At 34.8% G+C, this 20,298-nt stretch carries 20 protein-coding genes and 2 pseudogenes; 11 read left to right on the forward strand and 11 right to left on the reverse strand.

All coding sequences use genetic code 11. The annotated features are described in order from the left end of the window. Positions 1-12 precede the first annotated feature (12 nt). Positions 13-2,691 carry a hypothetical protein gene (locus AAGD79_RS02780; protein WP_341811570.1) on the forward strand — a complete coding sequence of 893 codons (2,679 nt, stop codon included), beginning with the start codon at positions 13-15 and terminating at the stop codon, positions 2,689-2,691. On the opposite strand, the gene AAGD79_RS02785 is transcribed toward AAGD79_RS02780, so the two are convergent. The 5 genes and pseudogenes from AAGD79_RS02785 to AAGD79_RS02805 all read right to left on the reverse strand — a co-directional run bounded on the left by AAGD79_RS02785 (position 2,683) and on the right by AAGD79_RS02805 (position 8,471). Then, the gene (locus tag AAGD79_RS02785) at positions 2,683-3,279 is read right to left on the reverse strand and encodes a Maf family nucleotide pyrophosphatase (RefSeq protein WP_341811571.1); all 597 of its coding nucleotides are present in this window, start codon (positions 3,277-3,279) and stop codon (positions 2,683-2,685) included. The genes AAGD79_RS02780 and AAGD79_RS02785 overlap by 9 nt on opposite strands. Next, entirely contained in the window at positions 3,257-3,520 is a 264-nt protein-coding gene (gene infA, locus AAGD79_RS02790) for a translation initiation factor IF-1 (protein ID WP_007550159.1), read from the reverse strand. Before infA ends, AAGD79_RS02785 begins: the two co-directional genes overlap by 23 nt. A gap of 112 nt (positions 3,521-3,632) precedes the next feature. After that, positions 3,633-6,110: a hypothetical protein gene (locus tag AAGD79_RS02795; RefSeq protein WP_341811572.1), complete on the reverse strand. Its 2,478-nt coding sequence runs from the start codon at positions 6,108-6,110 to the stop codon at positions 3,633-3,635. Between the two features lie 251 nt (positions 6,111-6,361). After that, positions 6,362-7,090 (reverse strand): annotated as a pseudogene (locus tag AAGD79_RS02800) (IS5 family transposase). Positions 7,091-7,193: 103 nt separating this feature from the next. Beyond that, the gene (locus AAGD79_RS02805) at positions 7,194-8,471 is read right to left on the reverse strand and encodes an adenylosuccinate synthase (RefSeq protein ID WP_070357042.1); all 1,278 of its coding nucleotides are present in this window, start codon (positions 8,469-8,471) and stop codon (positions 7,194-7,196) included. A 180-nt stretch (positions 8,472-8,651) separates the two neighbouring features. On the opposite strand from AAGD79_RS02805, the pseudogene AAGD79_RS02810 reads away from it, so the two are divergent. Further along, positions 8,652-10,360, forward strand: a pseudogene (locus AAGD79_RS02810) (hypothetical protein). A gap of 51 nt (positions 10,361-10,411) precedes the next feature. Here the strand turns inward: AAGD79_RS02810 and AAGD79_RS02820 are convergent. Beyond that, complete coding sequence (locus AAGD79_RS02820; protein ID WP_083250453.1) at positions 10,412-10,828, reverse strand: GNAT family N-acetyltransferase; 417 nt, start codon at positions 10,826-10,828, stop codon at positions 10,412-10,414. An 8-nt stretch (positions 10,829-10,836) separates the two neighbouring features. Beyond that, entirely contained in the window at positions 10,837-11,547 is a 711-nt protein-coding gene (gene ccmC / locus AAGD79_RS02825; RefSeq protein WP_010962525.1) for a heme ABC transporter permease CcmC, read from the reverse strand. Positions 11,548-11,682: 135 nt separating this feature from the next. On the opposite strand from ccmC, the gene AAGD79_RS02830 reads away from it, so the two are divergent. The 9 genes from AAGD79_RS02830 (at position 11,683) to AAGD79_RS02865 (ending at position 16,136) form a co-directional block, all read left to right on the forward strand. Continuing rightward, positions 11,683-12,513 (forward strand): pyruvate, water dikinase regulatory protein, encoded by an 831-nt coding sequence (locus AAGD79_RS02830; protein WP_006280267.1) that lies wholly within the window; start codon positions 11,683-11,685, stop codon positions 12,511-12,513. A gap of 49 nt (positions 12,514-12,562) precedes the next feature. After that, the gene (ykgO, locus tag AAGD79_RS02835) at positions 12,563-12,691 is read left to right on the forward strand and encodes a type B 50S ribosomal protein L36 (RefSeq protein WP_006279631.1); all 129 of its coding nucleotides are present in this window, start codon (positions 12,563-12,565) and stop codon (positions 12,689-12,691) included. Positions 12,692-12,740: 49 nt separating this feature from the next. Next, positions 12,741-13,055 (forward strand): FtsB family cell division protein, encoded by a 315-nt coding sequence (locus tag AAGD79_RS02840; RefSeq protein ID WP_010962526.1) that lies wholly within the window; start codon positions 12,741-12,743, stop codon positions 13,053-13,055. A gap of 79 nt (positions 13,056-13,134) precedes the next feature. Next, positions 13,135-13,437 carry a transposase gene (locus AAGD79_RS02845; protein WP_081600753.1) on the forward strand — a complete coding sequence of 101 codons (303 nt, stop codon included), beginning with the start codon at positions 13,135-13,137 and terminating at the stop codon, positions 13,435-13,437. Between the two features lie 71 nt (positions 13,438-13,508). Next, positions 13,509-13,841: an IS3 family transposase gene (locus tag AAGD79_RS02850; RefSeq protein WP_341811635.1), complete on the forward strand. Its 333-nt coding sequence runs from the start codon at positions 13,509-13,511 to the stop codon at positions 13,839-13,841. 122 nt (positions 13,842-13,963) lie between these two features. Further along, positions 13,964-14,140 carry a hypothetical protein gene (locus AAGD79_RS02855; RefSeq protein ID WP_182319925.1) on the forward strand — a complete coding sequence of 59 codons (177 nt, stop codon included), beginning with the start codon at positions 13,964-13,966 and terminating at the stop codon, positions 14,138-14,140. Next, positions 14,134-15,798 carry a recombinase family protein gene (locus AAGD79_RS02860; protein WP_341811362.1) on the forward strand — a complete coding sequence of 555 codons (1,665 nt, stop codon included), beginning with the start codon at positions 14,134-14,136 and terminating at the stop codon, positions 15,796-15,798. The genes AAGD79_RS02855 and AAGD79_RS02860 overlap by 7 nt, the downstream gene beginning before the upstream one ends. A 64-nt stretch (positions 15,799-15,862) precedes the next feature. After that, positions 15,863-15,979, forward strand: coding sequence for a hypothetical protein (locus AAGD79_RS06980; protein WP_406722028.1), 117 nt, complete (start codon positions 15,863-15,865; stop codon positions 15,977-15,979). Further along, positions 15,972-16,136: an IS3 family transposase gene (locus AAGD79_RS02865; protein WP_084741697.1), complete on the forward strand. Its 165-nt coding sequence runs from the start codon at positions 15,972-15,974 to the stop codon at positions 16,134-16,136. Before AAGD79_RS06980 ends, AAGD79_RS02865 begins: the two co-directional genes overlap by 8 nt. A gap of 91 nt (positions 16,137-16,227) precedes the next feature. Here the strand turns inward: AAGD79_RS02865 and AAGD79_RS02870 are convergent, their stop codons facing one another. The 4 genes from AAGD79_RS02870 to AAGD79_RS02885 form a co-directional block, all read right to left on the reverse strand. Next, positions 16,228-17,631 carry an NAD(P)H-dependent flavin oxidoreductase gene (locus AAGD79_RS02870; RefSeq protein ID WP_341811574.1) on the reverse strand — a complete coding sequence of 468 codons (1,404 nt, stop codon included), beginning with the start codon at positions 17,629-17,631 and terminating at the stop codon, positions 16,228-16,230. A gap of 349 nt (positions 17,632-17,980) precedes the next feature. After that, positions 17,981-18,568, reverse strand: coding sequence for a dephospho-CoA kinase (gene coaE, locus AAGD79_RS02875; RefSeq protein ID WP_264329792.1), 588 nt, complete (start codon positions 18,566-18,568; stop codon positions 17,981-17,983). A gap of 310 nt (positions 18,569-18,878) precedes the next feature. Next, positions 18,879-20,057, reverse strand: coding sequence for a ribonuclease D (locus tag AAGD79_RS02880; protein WP_341811636.1), 1,179 nt, complete (start codon positions 20,055-20,057; stop codon positions 18,879-18,881). Between the two features lie 37 nt (positions 20,058-20,094). Then, positions 20,095-20,229, reverse strand: coding sequence for a hypothetical protein (locus AAGD79_RS02885; RefSeq protein ID WP_010962423.1), 135 nt, complete (start codon positions 20,227-20,229; stop codon positions 20,095-20,097). Positions 20,230-20,298: the final 69 nt, after the last annotated feature.

Consider the following 20,298-nt stretch of genomic DNA (forward strand, 5'->3'; position numbering starts at 1 on the left):
AGTGAGGGGTATATGAACACTAACGATACACAACAAGAACACATTTATAATGAGCGCATTCAAGAAATTTTTCCTTTATTTGGTAAAATAAAAAAGGAAGACGACCCAATTTATAATGCTAGAGTTGATTTTAACACAGTAAAGTTTTTAACAAAACACGCCAACTGGAATTGGGACGAAGAAGAAAACAAAGATAAAGCATATGGAGTTATTCTTCAGAAATGCGACAAGACAAAGAAAGCTGGACAAGACCTTGAAAGTGAAGTTAAAGAAAGGTTGAAAGAGTATGTTGATGATGTTGCAGGAGTTTCAATATACGGTAATCACGCAAGTATTACGCTGGGAAATAACAAAAAAGAGTTTAAAATCAGCGAATTTTTAAATAGTGATTTTTGTGAGAAGAATGAAATCTCGGGATTTTCAACATTGCATAGTGATGGAAAGAGCGGAATGCATGGTTTTGTTGCCGAGGAAGAAGGGAAAAAAATAAGACATTATGTCGTAACTGATGGTTCATATGAAATGACTTTAAAGTGGTATGCGGAGGGGAAGGAATGTAAGATCAAAATTAAGATTGATGCTAACGGTGTAGACCTTGTTAAAGGTGATGATTTTTCTCTAGAACGGTTAGAAGTAAACAGAGATGTAAAAATAGGTGGTTTATTCTTGCATGAAATACAATTCAGGGAGAAAGGACAAGGAAAAGCGAATGAGATGCAACATAATAAAGACAGTAACGAGCTATCATCTGAAACTACAACAAGAATTGATGTTAATAGAGGTGTTAGCGTTCAAGCTACTGATATAACTCAAAAAAAAGAAGACCACCATTCACATTTTGGACTACAATCTAACAGCAGAAGGCAGTCTTACGATAGCGGAATTGGAAAAGATTTTGACGATAAAATTAATTCTCAGGAGGCTAAAGAAAAGCGTGAGCTTAGACAAGCAGCACGAGAAGCAAATTCGGGAGGTCAAGTTTATAACCTACAATCGCTTTTTGAGGAGAATCCTCAGAACAAAAAAACTCCTCCGCCACTTCCACCTAGAACTAGTTCACTACCACCTAAAAAAGGTGTTTTCGATGAGCAAGGGGGAGCCAAATCTGGAAGCCAAAAACCAGATGACTTGCGCGAAAATGAGCAAACACCTAATAATCAGCAAAAAGGTGCAACTTCTGATTCTTCAGATAGTTCTACTTTCACCAAGTCTGTAAGCCACAATCAAGATAATAGGCAAGAAGATGAACGGTATGACAATCCTACATTTGGACATGCTGTACCTGGAAGCCAAAAACCAGATAGAAGTGAGCAAACACCTAATGATCAGCAACAACCTAAAACCCAGCAACAAGAAGGAAATAGCAAAGGCGATCTGTTACAAGACATCAGAAATTTCAAGAAAAACAACTTACGGCACATTGATGTTGATGATAGAAAAGCATCAATTGCAGGAAGTAGAAAAAATAACCCATCACCGTTAGAGACATTAAAGGACATAATTCCTTATTCATCTTCTCCAGATAACAGTGATAACCAAGATGCTAGTGATGCTAAGTGGAAAGAAAGTGAACAGCCGCTCTCTGCTACAGCACTCAATAATAAAAGTGACTCGGGCTATTCATCTCCAACTCATGACAATAATGAACAATCTCAAGTAAATCCTGAACAGTTAAAGAAGAGCTTAGAGAACATTGAACAAAGTGATCAAACTCCACCTGAAAATCTTCTTAAAGAAATCAGAGATAGATCACAGCAGGATAATAGAGGATTAAGGCAAGTTGATCCTACTGATAAACTGTCACAAGATAAAGAAGATGGATTGCAAAAAGACGATTTAGCAGATGTAAAAATAGTGGAAGGTCCAACTATTAGTGTCTCTGCTTCAACACCAAATAGTATAAGTGATTCAGGCTATATATCTCCAACTAATAGTGATAGTAAATCTCAAACAGATTTAAAACAGGTAGGAAGGAAATTAGAAGAACATATTAGACAAAGTAATCTAACTCTATTTGAAGAACTTAAAAATACATTAGGTCAAGAAAATCTCGGGTTAAAACCAGCTGATCAGAGTCAGATTAGCGAAGAAACTAAAAAACGCTTGAGAGAAGTTGGGTTGCTAAAAGACAGCTCAACAGACATAAAAGCAAACGATTCGGGCTATTCATCTCCAACTCATGACAATAATGAACAATCTCAAGTAAATCCTGAACAGTTAAAGAAGAGCTTAGAAAACATTGAACCAAAAGAAATCGGAGATACGAGTGAGTTAAAAGGAGCATTGGGAAACCCGGATAAAGGGTTAAGAGAACCGGCACAACAGGCTACTAAAGAAAATATTCCTAAAGATTCATTCTCAGAAAACATTTTAGAAAAGATAGGAGAAGGTAAACAATATGACCCTATACGTAAGTGGTTAGAAAAAACAGTGGCAGAACGAGAAAATAATGACACTAATCCAACTGTAGATAAAAATAGCGAACTATATAAATTACTAGAGAAAGATGAAGCACAACTGAAAGCTGGAGTAATAGAAGAAGAAAGAGGAGATACTTTAACAGAACACACTGATGGTTATGATCGCAATAGAATTGCATTAGCTAACAGAAATAAAAGACCACTAGATTGGGCTAAACAGGTTGCTGAGTCACAACAAAAAAAAGATACTAATAAAGGTATTTCAATATAAATTGAAGTTAAAATAATTGCTTAGCAAACAATAGGTTTCATGTAATGGTAACCCTATAACGGAAGAGTAGGAGCCGCGTAAGAACAATACGAACACTCCAGCTAGGCCTTGTATATTGCATCCCCCCGCCCTATTTTTCCACTCTTCTGATGCTAAATAATACTTAATTTCTTGTTCACTGAGACGTTTAAATTTCACTATTGTAACCACAGTCCTGATATGTTGTTTAGATTGATCGGGAGTTAATAGACATACACTGGTGTATACTCTATACCTTCTTCCTGATAACAAGCGGATACATTTTTCTGCTTGCTCAACGTTTTCAGCTTTGAGCAATATCCTTCTACCACAAGCAACAACTGTATCAACACCAAGCACAAAATAATTTGGATTTAAACTTTGTATTTTCTCAGCTTTACTTTTTGCCATACGGATTGAGTAATCCTTCGGAAGTTCCTTTTTTAAAGGGGCTTCATCTATATCTGCTGGCAAAATTAAACCTGGCTCAATGTTTATTTGTTTTAGTAAAGCTATACGCCTTTTCGATGATGAAGCAAGAATAAGATTATTTAGAGATCGTTCTGTCACTTGTACCTTTAAGCCTTCTAATGATCCTACCCTTTCTCGCATTCCTATCGTAAATGCTCATCTCAACTAACACCCTATCCCCTATAATGATGCGTATTTTACTTCTTCTCACTTTCCCTGATACATGACAGATAATCTCATGTTCATTGTCCAGTTTCACTCTAAATTCTGCTGCAGGTAGTAAAGCAGTTACTGCCCCTTCCACTTCAAAAATTGTTTTCGATTTCTCGTCTTTTATCATATGTTATATTATAATTTAATAATCTTTTTTAGTCTACTATAGATTTTAAATTATTATCAACACAAAAGACCTTTTGCGCCCCACTTAAGTTGCAACTTAACCCCAACCATCTTCACAATGATACCCTACCTACGTTTCTACTCTCTGCCACCTTCTCAATAGAACTTATAGGACTTATGTTGAAAGATAAATCATTATCACAATTTTCTTCATCGCTATCAAGTCCACTATCAACGCTTAAAGATCTGAGTAATGTTGTCTTCTCTCTCAGTGGAACATAAGACTCATTATCAACGCTTGAAGATTTGGATAACCTTTTCTTCTGTCGTGGAGCATTACCAGACTCATTAGAAATTTCTCCCGTTAATTGATTGTTGGAGCTCCTTTGTTCATCAGCACGAATTTTTTCTTCCAGTCCATCAAGCATTCCTACCAATTCATCACCCCATTCATTTTCTTCTTCTAATAATTGTTTACACTTTTCTTTCTCACGCTCTAGCTCGTTTCTTAACTCTTCGACTTTATCTTCATCTTTAGTGAGTTCAAGTGTAAGCACCTTATCTCCTGGAAATTCCTCGTACTCGTTTTCTAGTTCTTCAATGTTGAGTTTTAGTCTCTCTTCTCCAAGTGTATCTTGTAAATCGCTATCTTGCCTATCTGATTCTTTAATCTTTTGCTCAATTTCTACTTGTACCTTATATTCCTGATCTAATTCTCTTAGCTGATCTTTCAAGCGCTCTTTCTGCTGGCGTCGTTCAACCATTATCTGTTCCGCATCTTCTCGTGCTTGATTTAGCTCTTTTTCCAAATTCTTCTTTCCTGCATTAACAATTTTCAGCTCTTCCTTTAGCTTTCTTTTTTCTTCATATACACCTTTAAGTTCTTGTGCTTTCCCTTGTAGCTCTTTTAACACACCTGCTAATTCTTCATTTTTTTGTGCCAGTTCAGTTTGCAATTCCGTGTTTTTTTGCTCCTCTTTTTCAAACCTGTCTTGTAAATTGCTATTCTGCTTCTCTAACTTTACAATTGTTTGATTAGCTTCTGCTTGGGTTGTTTCTAGTTTCTCCTGTAGTCGCTGATTTTCTTGTATTAATTCATGGTGCTTTTTATTTATCACTTGCAACCCTGCTTCTATTTCTTGCTTCAATTCAACAGCTTCTTTTTTCAAATTTGACATTTCTTGCTTCAATTCAACGTTTTTTTCGGACAGCATCTGATTATTTAAAATCAATTCATCCATTTGTTGTGAAGCAAATTCTGTCTGAGTTCCAGTGTGCTGTAAATTGACTTCCGTTTTAGTTTCGATTTGTTGTGAAGCAACTTCTGTTTGAGTTTCAGTGTGTTGTAAATTGACTTCCGTTTGAGTTGATGCATTGCTATTAATAGAAGGAGGAAGGCTATTGTCAGCATCAACTTTAGGGTCTAATTCCCCCTCTGGTTCCTCGCGATAGGCCGCTATAGACTCATTTTGAAAATTATTATTAGCAGTAGGTACAACATCAGCAGCCTTACCTTTTTCTAGTACAGCATCATATAAGGAGAGACCTTGAATATATAATTCATCGTTTTGCTTTATTAATTCTAAGATCTCATCCGATAGCACAAAATCTTCATCATTAAATTTTAGTACTTCAGTTATGCCATCGCTACTCACATTCATAATCATGGTACACATTTCGGATCCATCCTTTACAGGCCAAGTGCTTTTCATTTCATAATATGCGCCCTCTTTAAATTCATAATATCTTTCCTTACCTTTCCGATGAGCGTGTATTTCATGTTTTTTATTGCAATAGATATTCAGCTCTTTAATATCTTTCTCTTGCTGTAAAATGTCACTAATCCTGGTTTGCTCACTTCTATTGTAATTAATAAGATTGATATTCAAAACTCTATGAGTGTTATCAGTTTCTGTGTAATAAGCTCGAAACTCTACGCCTTTCTCTCCAAGATATTTACTTGCAGCTTCTTTTCCCTGCTCTGCCAACTTTATGCATTTATCTATATCTTCCTTAAAGCTCTTATTAGCAGACTCTGTTACTGCTTTATCTATGTACGTTTTTTTAAAATCTCCATCATTTATTAGGTCATAAAAACTCCACTTATCCCCAAAAGCCCTCTGCACGTAAGTGAAATTCTTTTTTTCCTTTAGTTTTCCTAAGAACCACACCTTTTCTTTCAGATTTTTCAGTTGAAAGCTTACCCTTGCCTTTACACTAGAGTTTTTGGCAGGAATACTAACTTCTTCTAATTCTTTAAGTAATTTGTTATTTTTTATAATTGAGGAGCAAAACTTTACAATAGCAGAATTTGCAAACGAAGGATCTTTTTTTATATCTTCATCAATAATTTCTTTAAAGCGTGCAAATTGAGGTAGAACATAAAAATTGATTATTTCTTTTTCTGATCTTGTTTTATTAGCATAAGAGATATCACCTAATTGTGAATATAACTCTTTTAATGTATAGTAGATAAGCGTAGAGTAATAAACCTCCCTATTCAGTGAAGTTGGTCCAATACACTTTTCAAGTCGATCACCTGTTTTTCCTGCCTCTGCTGTTTTTTCTTCTTTAGCCAAACTTCCAATCATAATACACCTCCTTAACTATATTTATATTATACCAATTAACATATATTAAAAGAAATCAAACTGTATAACCTCGCCCTACACTAACTTTTATGATTACTTAATTGTGTAAAAATAACTGCAAGTGTTAAACTTGAGCTTTTATTTTTCATTATACATTTCTTACTACATGTTTATACTGCTGTCTTGCATAATAGACTATTCGAAGTTACACAAGTATTTTTTTTATTAGATAAGAGTTAGTAAGAGCCTGTTCATAATTTTTTCAGAAGTAAGGCAGTGAAAGCCAGAACTACCATTTGTAGGCTAGTATTGAGTTTTCGCTCACAATTTTTCCACAATCTTCTACATTTTTCTAACCAAGCAAAAGATCGCTCCACAACCCATCTTTTGGGCAATACAACAAAGGAACGTAATTCATTTCTTTTGATCACTTCAACGGTTGCACCAATAATCGTTTTTATTTGAGTTACAAAATTCTCTCCAGTATAGCCTGCATCAACCAGTACATTTTTAACTCCCGAGAGGTTTTCTTTTGCATTTTCGACCATTCTCACAGCACTGCTACGGTCAGTTATCTCTGCTGTTGTTGTATAAATTGCATGCTTGCGTATCTACTGCAATACGGCCCTGAAATCTTCTTGCCTGCATCATAGCTTCAGCAGTATCTGCATTTTTTATACTCTGTGCATCAATTATGCAGAAGCTTTTCCGACCATTGTTTTGTCGCAATTATTTTTTTTTAATACCAGCTCCAGAACACTTTCTTTATTTACATCTGGTTTTTCACTCCACTTCTTAAAATAGTCGTAACAATTGCGCCATTTTGGGAACTCTTTTGATACCATTCTCCACTGGCAACCACTTTTTAACACGTATAACACTCCACAAAATATATCATGTAAATCAAGTGTTCTTGGTTTTGTCTTCTTTCTGCAAGATTCCAGATCTGCTACAATAATCTCAAACTTTTCTCGACTTATGTCACTTGGTTATAAACTTCGCATATCCTACTTTATATACTTTATCCTCTCACTTTATCTCTTTTTTGAGATTACGTACAGGCTCTAAGATACAAAGACGTTTTCAGAAATCTTTAAGCTTAATAACATCCTCTCTCTTTGGACTAGTTGAGATTAGATGAATTGGTACACCTATTAATTTTTCTAACCCTTCTATATATTTTATTAAATTGATAGGCAATGTTTCAATCGACCTTTTACCTTGAGTGTTTTCTTTCCAGCCAGGAAACTCTTCATATATTGGCTCTAATTCCCCTTGTATTGAATGCGATGCGGGTAAATAATCATACATTTTTCCGCTATACTTGTAACCAGTGCATATTTTAATTGTATCAAAAGAATTAAGCACATCTAATTTGGTTAATACAATGCTTGAAACTCCAGAGAGTTGTACGGCCTGGCGCACTAAAACTGCATCGAACCATCCGCAACGCCTTCTTCTATTGCTCACTGTTCCAAGTTCCTTACCTATAGTAAACAAGCTATCTCCTACTTCATTTTTCTGCTCAGTAGGAAATGGGCCATTGCCCACTCTTGTTGTATAAGCTTTTACCACACCAATAATGTAAGCATTGGAGGATAACCCTGAGCCTGTTATTGCTTGCGATGCTACAGTATTACTTGAAGTAACAAAAGGGTAAGTTCCGTGGTCGATATCTAAAAATGCGCCTTGGGCACCTTCAAATATTATTTTCTTACCTTCTTTCATCAAGTCATTTAATATCTTCCACACAGGTTTTTTATATGAAAGAATTTTTTCTGAAATCTCTTGAATTTCCTTTAATATTTCTTCTTTTTTAACCACCTGGTAGTTAAGGCCTTTCCTGATAGCATTGTGGTAATTCAAAAGAGTATCCACTCTTTTATTGAGCTCATCTGCGTTTTCTAAGTCACAAAGGCGTATAGCTCTCCTTCCAACTTTATCTTCATAACATGGCCCTATCCCTTTGTTTGTTGTACCAATTTTGTGATTTCCATTTAAATCTTCAAATAGCTTTTCCTTGTCCTTATGTATGCTAAGTATTAATGGACAGCTCTCGGATACCATCAAGTTGTTATAGTTTACGTCTACTCCTTTAACTTTCAATGACTCTATTTCTGAGATTAGAGCGTGTGGATCAAGAGCAACGCCATTTCCTATGATAGATATTTTGCCTGGCCTCAAAACAGCAGAGGGCAGTAAATTTAATTTATAAACCTCATCATCTACTACTATAGTGTGCCCTGCATTATTTCCTCCCTGAAATCTCACAACTACATCTGCATTCTCAGAAAGATAATCTACTATTTTACCCTTGCCTTCGTCACCCCATTGCAGACCAACAATTACAATGTTATTCATCATTATTTTCTAGATTAATACATAAATATTAATGCAGTACGCTACAAATGGAAAGAGAAATCTACGCCTTTCCTACACCCCTTAAATAAAGAAATATACTGTCGATTTTCTTAATATATTACCAAATTATTCATCATTATATGATATAACTTACAGCATATTTACAGTAAGGTGTTATTTATGAAAGAGACAAAAGGAAAAAATAATAAGAGTCCAGTAGTTAGATTAAAGGCCACAGCTAAAGAGTTCAATTTTAGTAAATTAAGAGCAGATCAAGATAATAAATTAGCGAATTCCGGTGAAACAATGTTCTTAGATTTTCAAAGGATGAATTTTATTATTAACGGAAAAGAAATAGATAAAAATCTTATTATTGCATTTAAGGAAGGAGCTAAGCACCGCAAAAGCGAACTTTTTAATAGTGATGATATATATAATGACGAAATATTTAACAAAAAAGGAACAAGAGAAATAGATACGGATCATGGCAAAGCTTTTGTTGCTTCAGTACTCGAAGATATTGAGAAAGAGCTTGTAAGTAATGCATTGGGTGAGCTATGGAAAAATCACTGTGAAAATTCCAAAACTGCCAATCATCAAAAAACCGATTCATATAAGAAAGAATTTGAAGAATTTTACAATGCTGGCCAAAGGTATATCCATCTATTACCAACAGAGAAAGATGAAAACAAGGATTACCGTTCCTTTGCGAAAGAAGTTTTCAAAAAAATGTTCAGATACGCTGGGGCAGAAGTTCCAAGTGATGCTATTTTAGAAGAGCTAGTTACCAATTGTAATCAAGCAGGGTATGAGGCTGCTCCATTTATACAAACCCAACTTGCACTTGGACAGTCGTTCATAGTAGAAAATCCTAAAAAAGTAATAAATATTGATTGTGCTAACCAAAATAATGTGAGAATTAGATCTGATATGAGGCTACCAATACTCTCTGTTAAAAATCAAGTTATGCATGGCGATAAGATATGTAATCTGTCTAGTTCATTGGAATTTACAATTGAATCTCACAATGGTGAAGACTTTGTAACATACAGAGATGGTAAATTGTCACTTACTATTCCTAAAGAGTTAAAAAATTATAAAGATAATGGCAAGAGCTTGTTTGACATTATTAAAGAATATTTTCAGAAATTCTGTGCAAAATTAGGATTTAAACCTGAGACAAAAATACAAATAGAGCATGGCTTCGGTGCTCAAAGTAACTATTTAGATGGTACAATATCAACCACAGGATCAGATGCAAATGAAGAATTTATCAATCTTTTAAGCGAAAATCTCAGAGAGAGGTTATTGGGGTCAGGAGTTGCTCTAGAAGATGAAGATGTTGATGATGTTGTTGAAGTCAGAGTATCTACCGTTATAGATCTATTGAGTGATTATGCTAAATTGGAAGATAATAAAGAACACAGAGAGTTATTAATAAGTAAAGTAGCAGATAATTTAGGACTTTCCACTCAAGATAAAACAGCACCAGAAGTATTGATGGAATTAGGCTCTTTACCTTCTTTGACAAAAGGTCAGGTTAATCATAATCAAGTGCAGTCTGTTGTAAATACTTTTATTAAGTTATAGCCTTTCTTATAATAGTCCGAATGCGATAAGATATGTGTTTATGGCTATAGCAGGCCAGTAGCATATTACGGTCTGTTCGGATTATTGTAAAAAGAGCTATAATTATTGAAGGGAAAAGCGAAGTATACAAAAAAGGAGGTGCGATTAATGCAATTGATGCAATTCATAAGGAGATAGATAAGGCAATTGTTGAGCAAGAAAAAAAAGCAACCAACAAACAAGATATAGAAAATGATAAATGGACAGATAGAATCAAAAAACAGAATTATTCTGCGGAATCACATGAACATTTACCTTAAAGATATTAGTAGGCTCTTTAAATATTTTAGAGTTCATGGTTACAACGGTTGCTATTTTACAGTGCATCTCACAACACTTTCTTCAAAAATATACATGTTAACATACCCTGGACGTACAAGATCACACTTATACCCAAGCTTTTCATAAAATACTTTCGCTTTTTGAAAATTCATGGTTGCAACGGTTGCTATTTTACAGTGCATCTCACGACCATAATCATGAACTTCTTCCATTAGCTGCTTTCCCATACCTTTTCTTCTATAATCAGAGTGCACCCAAAGCAAGTCAGTGTAAATTGAACCATAGATAACAAAACCGCTACAACCTACAATAATTTGTTCAGTATCATCGCGAATAAAAAAAGCAAATGGGTTACACGTACCTTTATCAACGGTTTCTTCATTAATCTTTTTGAGTAGGAATTCAATGTCTTTGCTACTTGGTGATGTGGTGTGTTCTATTTTCATCTCTCGGCCTAATACCGCATACTGATTTCTCTCTTTATCTTATATAAATTAATTAAGTAAAGTGAATACAGTATCCACACTACTAAAAAAAATGTGGCACAAAACATAAACATTGCAACCAGTGGCAACAGCAGGGAACTTTCTATTGCTATTCCACCTTTTCTCAAAATGCTTGCTGGCTGATGGAGAGTGGACCATAAATTCACGGAAAATTTTACTATAGGAATATTTATAGCACTAAAGATGGCAAATACTGCTGCTGATTTTTCTGCCCTCGCTTCATTATCAAAAGCGCTCCACAATGAAAGGTAGCCAACATATAGGAAAAATAAAATCAGCATTGAAGTAAGCCTTGCATCCCATACCCACCAAGTGCCCCAGGTTCCTTTTCCCCAGATGCTGCCTGTGATTAAGCATATTGCCGAAAAGACTGTCCCTGCAGGAGCAGCAGCATGTGCCAAGACACTAGCAATGCTATTGTTCCATACCAATGAAATGAAACCAAGTGATGCAATTAATCCATATATTCCAAGAGCAAGCCATGCAGAAGGCACATGAATGTACATGATTCGTACAATTTCTCCTTGTTTATAATCTTCTGGAGAGAAGAATAACGCCAAAGACATTCCAATTAAAAAACATGCGAAACAAATCACCCCAAGCCAAGGTAGAGCTTTCTTAGAAAAATAAGAGAAATTTGTAGGCTTTAATAAAAACATTCATTTTGAGAATAATTGTGTTAAGAATTTACCAATTAGTTTGAGTTTTATCAACAGGATAGTTTTTCTATATTTACGTAGGTCAACAAATTAGCATAATTTCAGTAGCAGATTGCTAGCTATTATTTTTAGTATATGACCCTTAAAAAGCTTAATCTACACTTAGTATCAGATTCAAGTGGTGAAACTGTTATATCAGTTGCAAAATCAGCTCTGAAACACTTTCGTTCTGTAGAAACGATCGAATATGTTTGGTCTTTTGTAAAAGGAGAAGAGCAGATTGACAAAATTCTGGAGGAAATTAATAGGAAAAGTGATGAGCATAATTTTGTTATATGCACTATTACTGATGATGAGCTAAGAAAATATCTAAAAGATAACTGTATAAAGTTGAAAATTCCCTATAGAGCAATATTATCACATATTATTAGAGAAATTTCGTCTTATCTTGAAATTGAAAAAGACGAAAAGCTTGACTTGCATACTGAGATAAATAACGAATATTTTCAGCGCATTGAGGCAATAAACTACACTATTAATCATGATGATGGACAAAATATTCAAGATATTGATAAAGCAGATATAATTTTGGTTGGAGTTTCACGTACATCAAAATCTCCCACCAGTACGTATTTAGCTTACCGAGGCTATAAAGTTGCAAATATTCCTTTTGTTAGTGGAGTACCCTTTTATGTTGACTTGGCAAAATTAAAAAATAAACTAACGATAGGGGTAACAATAGACGTAAGTAGGCTAATAGAAATACGCAAAAATAGACTTACTTCAATTAACAACGAAGATAATAATATATATGCTAACCCTGAGAAAGTAGAAAAGGAAATTAAAGAAGCAGAGGAGCTCTTTAAACAGAATAACTGGCCAATTATCGATGTCACGCAAAAGTCGATCGAAGAAGTATCAGCAACAATTATACAATATTTTAATAAAATGTTATCAATTGACTAACTCTTGATAAGTGATTATAATGTAAAGTAATTTAATTCTTACTATAGATATGAAAGTCAAAGGGTCGCTAAAATCTCATCGTAACAGAGATAAAAATTGTAAAGTTGTGAAAAGGGGTGGTAAGATTTACATTATAAATAAGGTAAAGCCAAGGTGTAAAGCGCGTCAAGGTTCTTAGCTTTTTGTTCACCTTTTCATGTTATATATTTTTTATATGTGAAAGTACGGTGCTTATATCTAAAAAGAAGCAAAAGTTACTGTGTTTAAGCGCAGCCTTACTCATTTCTTCCCTTACATTATATTTCAGCATTAGCACAATTACAGGTAAACGTGGCTTATTGACGTTAATCGATTTAAAAAAAGAAATCGAGTACAATAAACTTTTGCTAAAGGATGTCTCTTCTGAAAAGGAAAAGTTGGACAACAAAGTATTTGGCTTATATGAAAAAAGCTTAGATTTAGATCTGCTTGATGAGCAAGCAAAAAATGCTTTAGGTTATGTGAACCCTAATGAACTTATGGTTGTTCTTGACGTGGAATAGCAGTAGTGACCTTACCCAGAAAAAGTGGAGAGAAAGAAAGGAGTTTTTTCGGGTAAAATAAAATTTTGGAGGATTAGAAATGGTAAGAGAATATACAGCAGAATTCAAATTGGAAGCTGTTAAACTGGCAAATGAACAAAGAAAGGCAGGTCAAACAATTACAAAAATAGCAAGAGATTTAGGAATAAAGGGTGGTTTATTAGGAAAATGGATAAAGAAACACAACGAAAAAAAGTCGGCAGCAGATGCATTTCCAGGTAGAGGTAACATGGCTCCTTACGACAAAGAGAGGTTTGATTTACAAAGCAAGAGTAACAAGGGAAAGAGACATTTAAAAAAAAGCCCTGGCCAGTCAAAAAGAGTAAAATATTTTTTTATATAGTAACTGCTATAAAGTACAGGAATTATGTAGGATTTTCTGCTAGTGGCTACTATAAGTGGACCACAAGAAAAATAAGCAGTAGAGAATCAGCAAATAAAGAGCTACTCGCAGCTATTCAAAAAATATATCAAGTTTCTAAATGTAGATATGGAGCTCCTAAAATTCATGCTGAATTGAAGGCTTTGGGTAAAAGTTGCAATTTGAAAACGGTGCAAAGTATTATGCAGAAAAATGACATCAGGGCTATACTGAGAAGAAAGTTTAAAATTAAAAAACAACAAACAGATAATAGAGCTGTAGCTCCCAATATACTAGATCAAAACTTTATTGTTGATCAACCAAATAAAGTATGGGATTACTTACATCAAAACCAAGGAGGGACTCCGCCAACAATATTGCAATAAACCTGAAACTTGAGAAGACTATTTCCCGAAAGCTTCTACAAAAAGAACGGAGAGTTGAATTTATTTATAGAGCTAATGATCAAATAACCATATGTCTCGATGGATAATATATGGTAGAGCTCATGGGCAACAAGAAATTAATAGTTCGTATTAGTTGTAGTTATGAAGTAAATCGATTAGCAGAGTTGTATCTATTAGATGCATATGAAAAATTAGTGTTAAGTAAACCAATAAAAGCGAGCAAAAAGGAAGAAAACTCTGAATATAAGAAAGTAGATTTGAGGACGGTAAAATGGTAACAGTTAGTTTATATGCAAGAGTTTCTTCAGGGAAGCAAGCACAAGAAGATACAATAGCAAGCCAAATTGCTACTATAGAGAATCAAATTAGTATGGATGGACATAAATTATTAAATGAATATAAATTTATTGATAATGGTTATAGTGGTTCTAACATAATCCGTCCTGGTTTGGAAAAATTACGTGATAAAATAGCAGAAGGTAACATTGATAAGGTTTATATTCATTCTCCTGATCGTTTATCTCGTAAGTATGCATATCAGATGATATTACTTGAAGAGTTTAAGAAATTAGGAGTGGAAGTCATTTTTTTAAATCATCAAATTAGCGATAATCCAGAATCTCAATTACTATTACAAATGCAAGGTATGATAGCAGAATACGAACGTGCAAAAATCATGGAACGAAGTCGTCGAGGAAAGATTTATGCAGCAAATAAGGGTTGTATAAGTGTAATGAGTGCTGCTCCTTATGGCTATCGTTATATAAACAAAAATACAGAAACAGGACAGGCCTTATTTGAGATTTATGAAGAAGAAGCTGAAGTTGTTCGTAAAGTATTTTCTTGGGTAGGAAGAGAAAGAGCCAGTATAGGAGAAGTATGTCGTAGGCTAAGTGCTATGTCCATTATGACGAGAACTGGAAAAGAGTATTGGGATAGGGCTGTAGTTTTGAGTATGTTAAAAAACTCTGCTTATAAAGGACAAGCAGCTTTTGGTAAAACAAGGTTTGGTGTCAAACTAAAACATATAAGACCGAAAAAAAACTCCTGCGAGCATCCAAAAGATAATTATTCTACTTATCCTGTTCCAAAAGAGGATTGGATTTATATTAAAGTACCTAGTATAGTAAGCGAAGATTTATTTGAAATCGTTCAAGAACAATTAGCTGAGAATAGAAAAATAGCAAGAACAAGACAAAGAGGAGCAAGACATTTATTGCAAGGTTTAGTAGTATGTAAGCTTTGCAATTATGCATATTATGGTACTAGCACTGCAAGGAATAAGGAGGGGGAAAAAACTAATAATCAGGTATATTATCGTTGTGTTGGCACGGATTCATACCGTTTTGGCGGTAATAAAATGTGTAACAACAAATTAATTCGTACAGATACATTAGACATGGCTGTGTGGGAAGAGGTAAAACATCTATTAAAAAATCCAAATAGAATATTAGAGGAGTATAAACGTAGACTTTCAGAACTTAAAAAATCACCACTAGATCAAAAAAGTGCTTTGCTTGAAATACAAGAAGATAAGTTAAAACGAGGTATTGCAAGGTTAATTGATAGTTATGCTCAAGAATATATTGATCAAGAAGAATTTGAGCCAAGAATTAAAGCAATGAAACAAAACTTAAAAATGGTTGAAGAACAAAAGAAAAAGATATTTGATCAGAAAAAACTCACACAAGAGTTAACTCTAGTAGTAACAAATTTAGAGGGGTTTTCCTCTAGTATTAACTCAAGTCTTAATAATGCAGACTGGCTAACTAAACGTGATATTATTAGAACGTTAGTTAAGCGAATTGAGATTAATTTTGAGGATGTAAACATTGTGTTTAGAGTAAAAGAGCTTCCAGACTCTTTTCATATGGAGAAAAATCAATGCTTGCAATGTTGTTGTAGGGGTAGGGATGGCTATATTTGGCAGCAATAATTCTCACGTATGGTAGTTAATGAGTAGTGCAATAAATAAACAATTGGTTATGAACTCTTTATTAATGGCCATTAATAGGCGTAAACCTGTTAAAAATCTACTGCTGCACAGTGACCAAGGTTCACAATATACTGCGCAAGGGTATCAATATCTCTTAGCTGTAAAGAATATAGATGAGTAATAAAGGCTGTTGTTACGACAATTCTGTTGCAGAAAGCTTCTTTAGCTCATTGAAAAGAGAAATACTTATTGATACTTCACAACACTCTGCTCAACACACTAGAACTGCAATATTTGAATACATAGAAATTTTTTATAACAAACAACGTCACTATTAACTATTGCACTCCAGAACAATTTGATGCATCATTCTTTTTGTAAAAAACATTCCACACTTTCTCTCCACTTTTTCTGGGTAAGGTCACTGACTCAATACCCAGTCAATATCCTTTCCACCAGTTCTTTTACTGCCGGTACGTAGCCATTCTCATAAAATGGATCTTGCTTAAATTTGTACACATTGTGCCCGGAAAACATGAGTTCGTTCTCAATATCACCATCGTGTATAACGTTTTGCAGTGTTTTTTGTATGCAAAAACTACGCGGATCTGGCTTTCGTCCTGTTGAATGGTCACCATGATCTTTCCAATTGCTAAACAAACAATGGCTCAAACATCCCATACAATTGATTTGATCTTCTCTTATTTGTTTAAATTTATCTGGCGTCACAAAAATAACAGTTGAATCTGGGGTTTTCATTGCTTCTGTGTACCCTGCTTTAGTCCATGTATTTGCCAGTTCTTTGTCTTTTGCAGTAAGGTAGATCTTCCTACCTCTGCTACCCATTGCAAATTCACTATTGGATTCTTCGCTGGCATTTTCTGAAAAATTTACTTGATGTAATTTTCGTTCCTGTAACTCACGTATAAAATTATTCCTCACCGCAGATGAATAAAACCCTGTTGGACTGAATTTATTTAAAAATACATCACCTTCTTCTAAAGTGAGTAGCTTCTTTTTCCACTCTGCAGAAATTGGGCTTTCTTTCGTCAAAAGTGGACGAGTGCCAAACTGAAAAGCTATTGGTCCAATTTGCAGATTGTCAAACCAATGTTCCCAATCTTTCAAATGCCACACTCCTCCTGCCATAACAATTGGTGTTTCTGAGAGACCGACCTCGTTCATGAAAGATCTAAGCTCTGCAACTCTTTCAAATGGAGCCTGTGGTAGCTCTGGGTCTTCACTGTTACTGAGTCCATTGTGCCCTCCAGCAAGCCATGGATCTTCATACACTACTCCACCAAGCAAATAGGAAGATATTCTTTGGTAAGTACGATTCCATAATGCTTTAAAAGCACGCACCGATGAGATAATAGGGTAATAATAAACCTGATATTTAGCTGCAATTTCTCCAAGCCTATAAGGCATACCAGCACCGCAGGTAATACCATGAATCAAACCTTTCGCTCCTTCTAATATGCCATGAAGCACGCGTTCTGCTGCTCCCATCTCCCAAAGTGCATTCATATGTACTCTTCCATGACCTTTTGATATTTCATTTGCTATTCTTGCCTGACTAATTCCAGCTTTAATACTATATTCAATCAATTCGCTGTGTTTTTCATTTCTTGTTCTGCCTTTGTAAATCAGCGGCACCAACTCGCCGTTATCATCAATAAGCTTAGCATTTGCACCAGAAAACGTACCCACAGCATCTGCTGCAGCAAATGCTCCGCTTGATCTCCCATCACTAACTGCAATGCCTTTACCACCTTCGATGATTGGCCACACTTCCTTTCCTGAAATTACTATCTTTTTTATCTTATTTTTCAAAACTTCCTCGCAATCTTTCACTCTATTTTACTTAATTACTAAAAAAATGATAGCTGTTTATTTTTTCTTGTATCATTAAAGCTTCTGTAGCTACTCATGCTGTTGTAGTTTGAGAGCAGTTCCCATCGGAAGGGTGTCATTCCAGTGCTTGACACTGGAATCCAGTTTTTGATCAAAAATGTTGCTATAGTGCACAATCAATTTTCCTGGATCCCAGTGTCTGGGCACTGGGATGACACCATAGGGGGCTACTTGGATGACAGGGGAGGGAGGCTGCTGGGATCCTGACAACCGTCATCCCGCTGCTTGTTAGCGGGATCTAGAGATACCGCGGCGGTATGACGTAGAGCTACGTGTTTAGGTTTAATGAATCCACTATATCTTTTACTTGAGAAAAAACATACTCTTTGCTTACACTGGTATCGATAATAAAGTCACTCATCTTCCTTTTCTCCTCAATAGATAACTGAACATCGGAGATTAGATTAAGCTTTTCTTTATCTATGTTGCGTTCGTTAAGTCTTTGAGCTTGCACAACGCTATCTGCATGAACAAAAACAATAAGGTCGCAATATAAATAAAATTTTGTTTCTAATAGAAGTGGCACATCTAAAACTAAAAGTTTTCTATCGATCTTTTTTTCCTTGGCAATAAAAAATTCTAATTCACGCAGCACAGCAGAGTGAACCAAAGATTGAAATTGTTTCCAATTTTCATCGTAGGCTAAGAAATATTTAGACAGTACTGTTCTATCTATTTCACCATTTACTACCACTCCAGGAAAATTTTTCTCTGCATAACTTATTATGCTTTTATCCACTTTATAAAGTTGGTGTACAACAGAATCAGCATCAAATACAGCAGCACCAAACTCTTGAAAGCAATTAGTTACAAAGCTCTTTCCTACCCCAATTCCGCCTGTTAGACCTATAATCATATAACAAAAACACATTAGACTTCTTTCGAAACTATAGCTAAGGTTTCTCTATATATATTAACTAGATTTTCTAGATCCCAGTGTCAAGCACATAACTATACGAACATTGCAATTTGTAGGTGGTGTCATTCCAGTCTGGGATCTAGCTTTTTGGTAATTTTATCGAAAATGTTTGCTCGTTTACAATCAATTTTCCTGGATTCCAGTGTCAAGCACTGGAATGACACCCTACTTAACCGTCATACCGCCGCGGTATCTCTTAGCCACTAACACGTAGCGGGATGACGATTGTCGATAAATCTAAGTTACTTTAGCAACAGTTATTCTCTACCAAATTACTCTGAATTTTGGTTATATTATTTGCGGATTTCACTGCTGAAATCTCAAATTTTGAGCTTGTGTTCAAAAATGATTCAACTGACCTGCCAAAAAAATCATATCTCCACCCCTTGAATAATTTATCTGTCTGTCTAGATATTGACCAGGTTAACTCATCTTTTGAAGAAACTAATTTCCTTGATATGTTACTTTCTTTACATTTACTATCTAAAATAATTGAGAGTATATCAAGTACAGATTTGTCATAATTACTCGATAAGGTATTGTTTTGCTGCATCCAATTTCCCTCATTTTCATTAAAAATATTCACAAACTCTAGTAAATCTGCATCTTTTATATTTTTTGCATTCCTCTTGAGATCATCTAAAATCTCATCAACATGCTCTATATTTTTTTCAATAAAACCAGCTATTACAGCGTTATTGATTATTTTATTACGGTTCATATTATAGCGCTGTGCTAAGGTTTCTTGCCACTCACTAACTGCTTTAACAGTTAGTATCAACCTTGGATTTACTTCATAATTAAATTTCATCCTCTTCCATGCATCTTTTGGATTATGTAAATACTTATTTATATTAACTATTGATTCCATCTCTTCTTGAAACCAACCCATCCTATTATTTTCTTCAAGTTTATTGCACAATATTTGGTGTAGGTCATATAGGTGTATCACGTCGTTTATTGCATAGTCTAACTGATCCTCGGACAACGGACGCCTTAACCAATCTGAATTTTTAGCTTTAATTTTATCCAGTGCTATTCCTTGATATTGCTCCACTACTTTTGAGTAACCAATAAAGTCATGATAATAATGACAAAACATAGCAGCAACTTGGGTATCAAAAATGGGAGTGGGAATACATTTAAACACAGTGAGTAAGGATTCTATATCCTGCTGGCAGCTATGAAACACTTTGGTTATCCCCTGATTTAGCATTATTTTCTTAATGAATGATAAATCAATTTCTGGCACTAGTGCGTCTACAATAAAACTCTTCTCTCCGTAAGAAATTTGAATTAACGATAATTTTGGGTAGTAGATTAAATTATTTCTAATGAACTCCGTGTCAACTGCTATAAATTTTGGCTTTTTTGCTATCAACCCCTCACATATGTCCTCCAGCTCCGACGTTGTATTAATTAACATATGTTTTTTATTCAGTGGTTCTACTTTACCACTTATATTAAATTTTTGCAATTAATGACTTCTTGCAGAACTTTCTATCACTCATTGGCATCACACAAATAGCCTTTTCCATCCCAATCCCAGTGCTTCCTTCTCCTGTCATCCCAGTGCCCTGACTACTTGGATCTAGCAAGCTTTGCTTGCAAATAAGTCTAATACGCGTCGCGTTTTATGCCAAAACACAATTGGAGTTACATGCAAA

It is taken from the genome of Wolbachia endosymbiont (group A) of Oxytorus armatus (genome assembly GCF_964027005.1).
GTDB lineage: Bacteria > Pseudomonadota > Alphaproteobacteria > Rickettsiales > Anaplasmataceae > Wolbachia > Wolbachia pipientis.

What these genes read in the sequence shown, in the direction of transcription:
- AAGD79_RS02830 (WP_006280267.1), top strand. Translation starts at nt 11,683, where the DNA reads ATGACCCTTAAAAAGCTTAATCTACACTTAGTATCAGATTCAAGTGGT.
- AAGD79_RS02865 (WP_084741697.1), top strand. Translation starts at nt 15,972, where the DNA reads ATGAGTAATAAAGGCTGTTGTTACGACAATTCTGTTGCAGAAAGCTTC.
- AAGD79_RS02845 (WP_081600753.1), top strand. Translation starts at nt 13,135, where the DNA reads ATGGTAAGAGAATATACAGCAGAATTCAAATTGGAAGCTGTTAAACTG.
- AAGD79_RS06980 (WP_406722028.1), top strand. Translation starts at nt 15,863, where the DNA reads ATGGCCATTAATAGGCGTAAACCTGTTAAAAATCTACTGCTGCACAGT.
- AAGD79_RS02795 (WP_341811572.1), bottom strand. Translation starts at nt 6,110, where the DNA reads ATGATTGGAAGTTTGGCTAAAGAAGAAAAAACAGCAGAGGCAGGAAAA.
- ykgO (WP_006279631.1), top strand. Translation starts at nt 12,563, where the DNA reads ATGAAAGTCAAAGGGTCGCTAAAATCTCATCGTAACAGAGATAAAAAT.
- coaE (WP_264329792.1), bottom strand. Translation starts at nt 18,568, where the DNA reads ATGATTATAGGTCTAACAGGCGGAATTGGGGTAGGAAAGAGCTTTGTA.
- AAGD79_RS02880 (WP_341811636.1), bottom strand. Translation starts at nt 20,057, where the DNA reads ATGTTAATTAATACAACGTCGGAGCTGGAGGACATATGTGAGGGGTTG.
- AAGD79_RS02780 (WP_341811570.1), top strand. Translation starts at nt 13, where the DNA reads ATGAACACTAACGATACACAACAAGAACACATTTATAATGAGCGCATT.
- AAGD79_RS02805 (WP_070357042.1), bottom strand. Translation starts at nt 8,471, where the DNA reads ATGAATAACATTGTAATTGTTGGTCTGCAATGGGGTGACGAAGGCAAG.
- AAGD79_RS02860 (WP_341811362.1), top strand. Translation starts at nt 14,134, where the DNA reads ATGGTAACAGTTAGTTTATATGCAAGAGTTTCTTCAGGGAAGCAAGCA.
- ccmC (WP_010962525.1), bottom strand. Translation starts at nt 11,547, where the DNA reads ATGTTTTTATTAAAGCCTACAAATTTCTCTTATTTTTCTAAGAAAGCT.
- AAGD79_RS02855 (WP_182319925.1), top strand. Translation starts at nt 13,964, where the DNA reads ATGGGCAACAAGAAATTAATAGTTCGTATTAGTTGTAGTTATGAAGTA.
- AAGD79_RS02820 (WP_083250453.1), bottom strand. Translation starts at nt 10,828, where the DNA reads ATGAAAATAGAACACACCACATCACCAAGTAGCAAAGACATTGAATTC.
- infA (WP_007550159.1), bottom strand. Translation starts at nt 3,520, where the DNA reads ATGATAAAAGACGAGAAATCGAAAACAATTTTTGAAGTGGAAGGGGCA.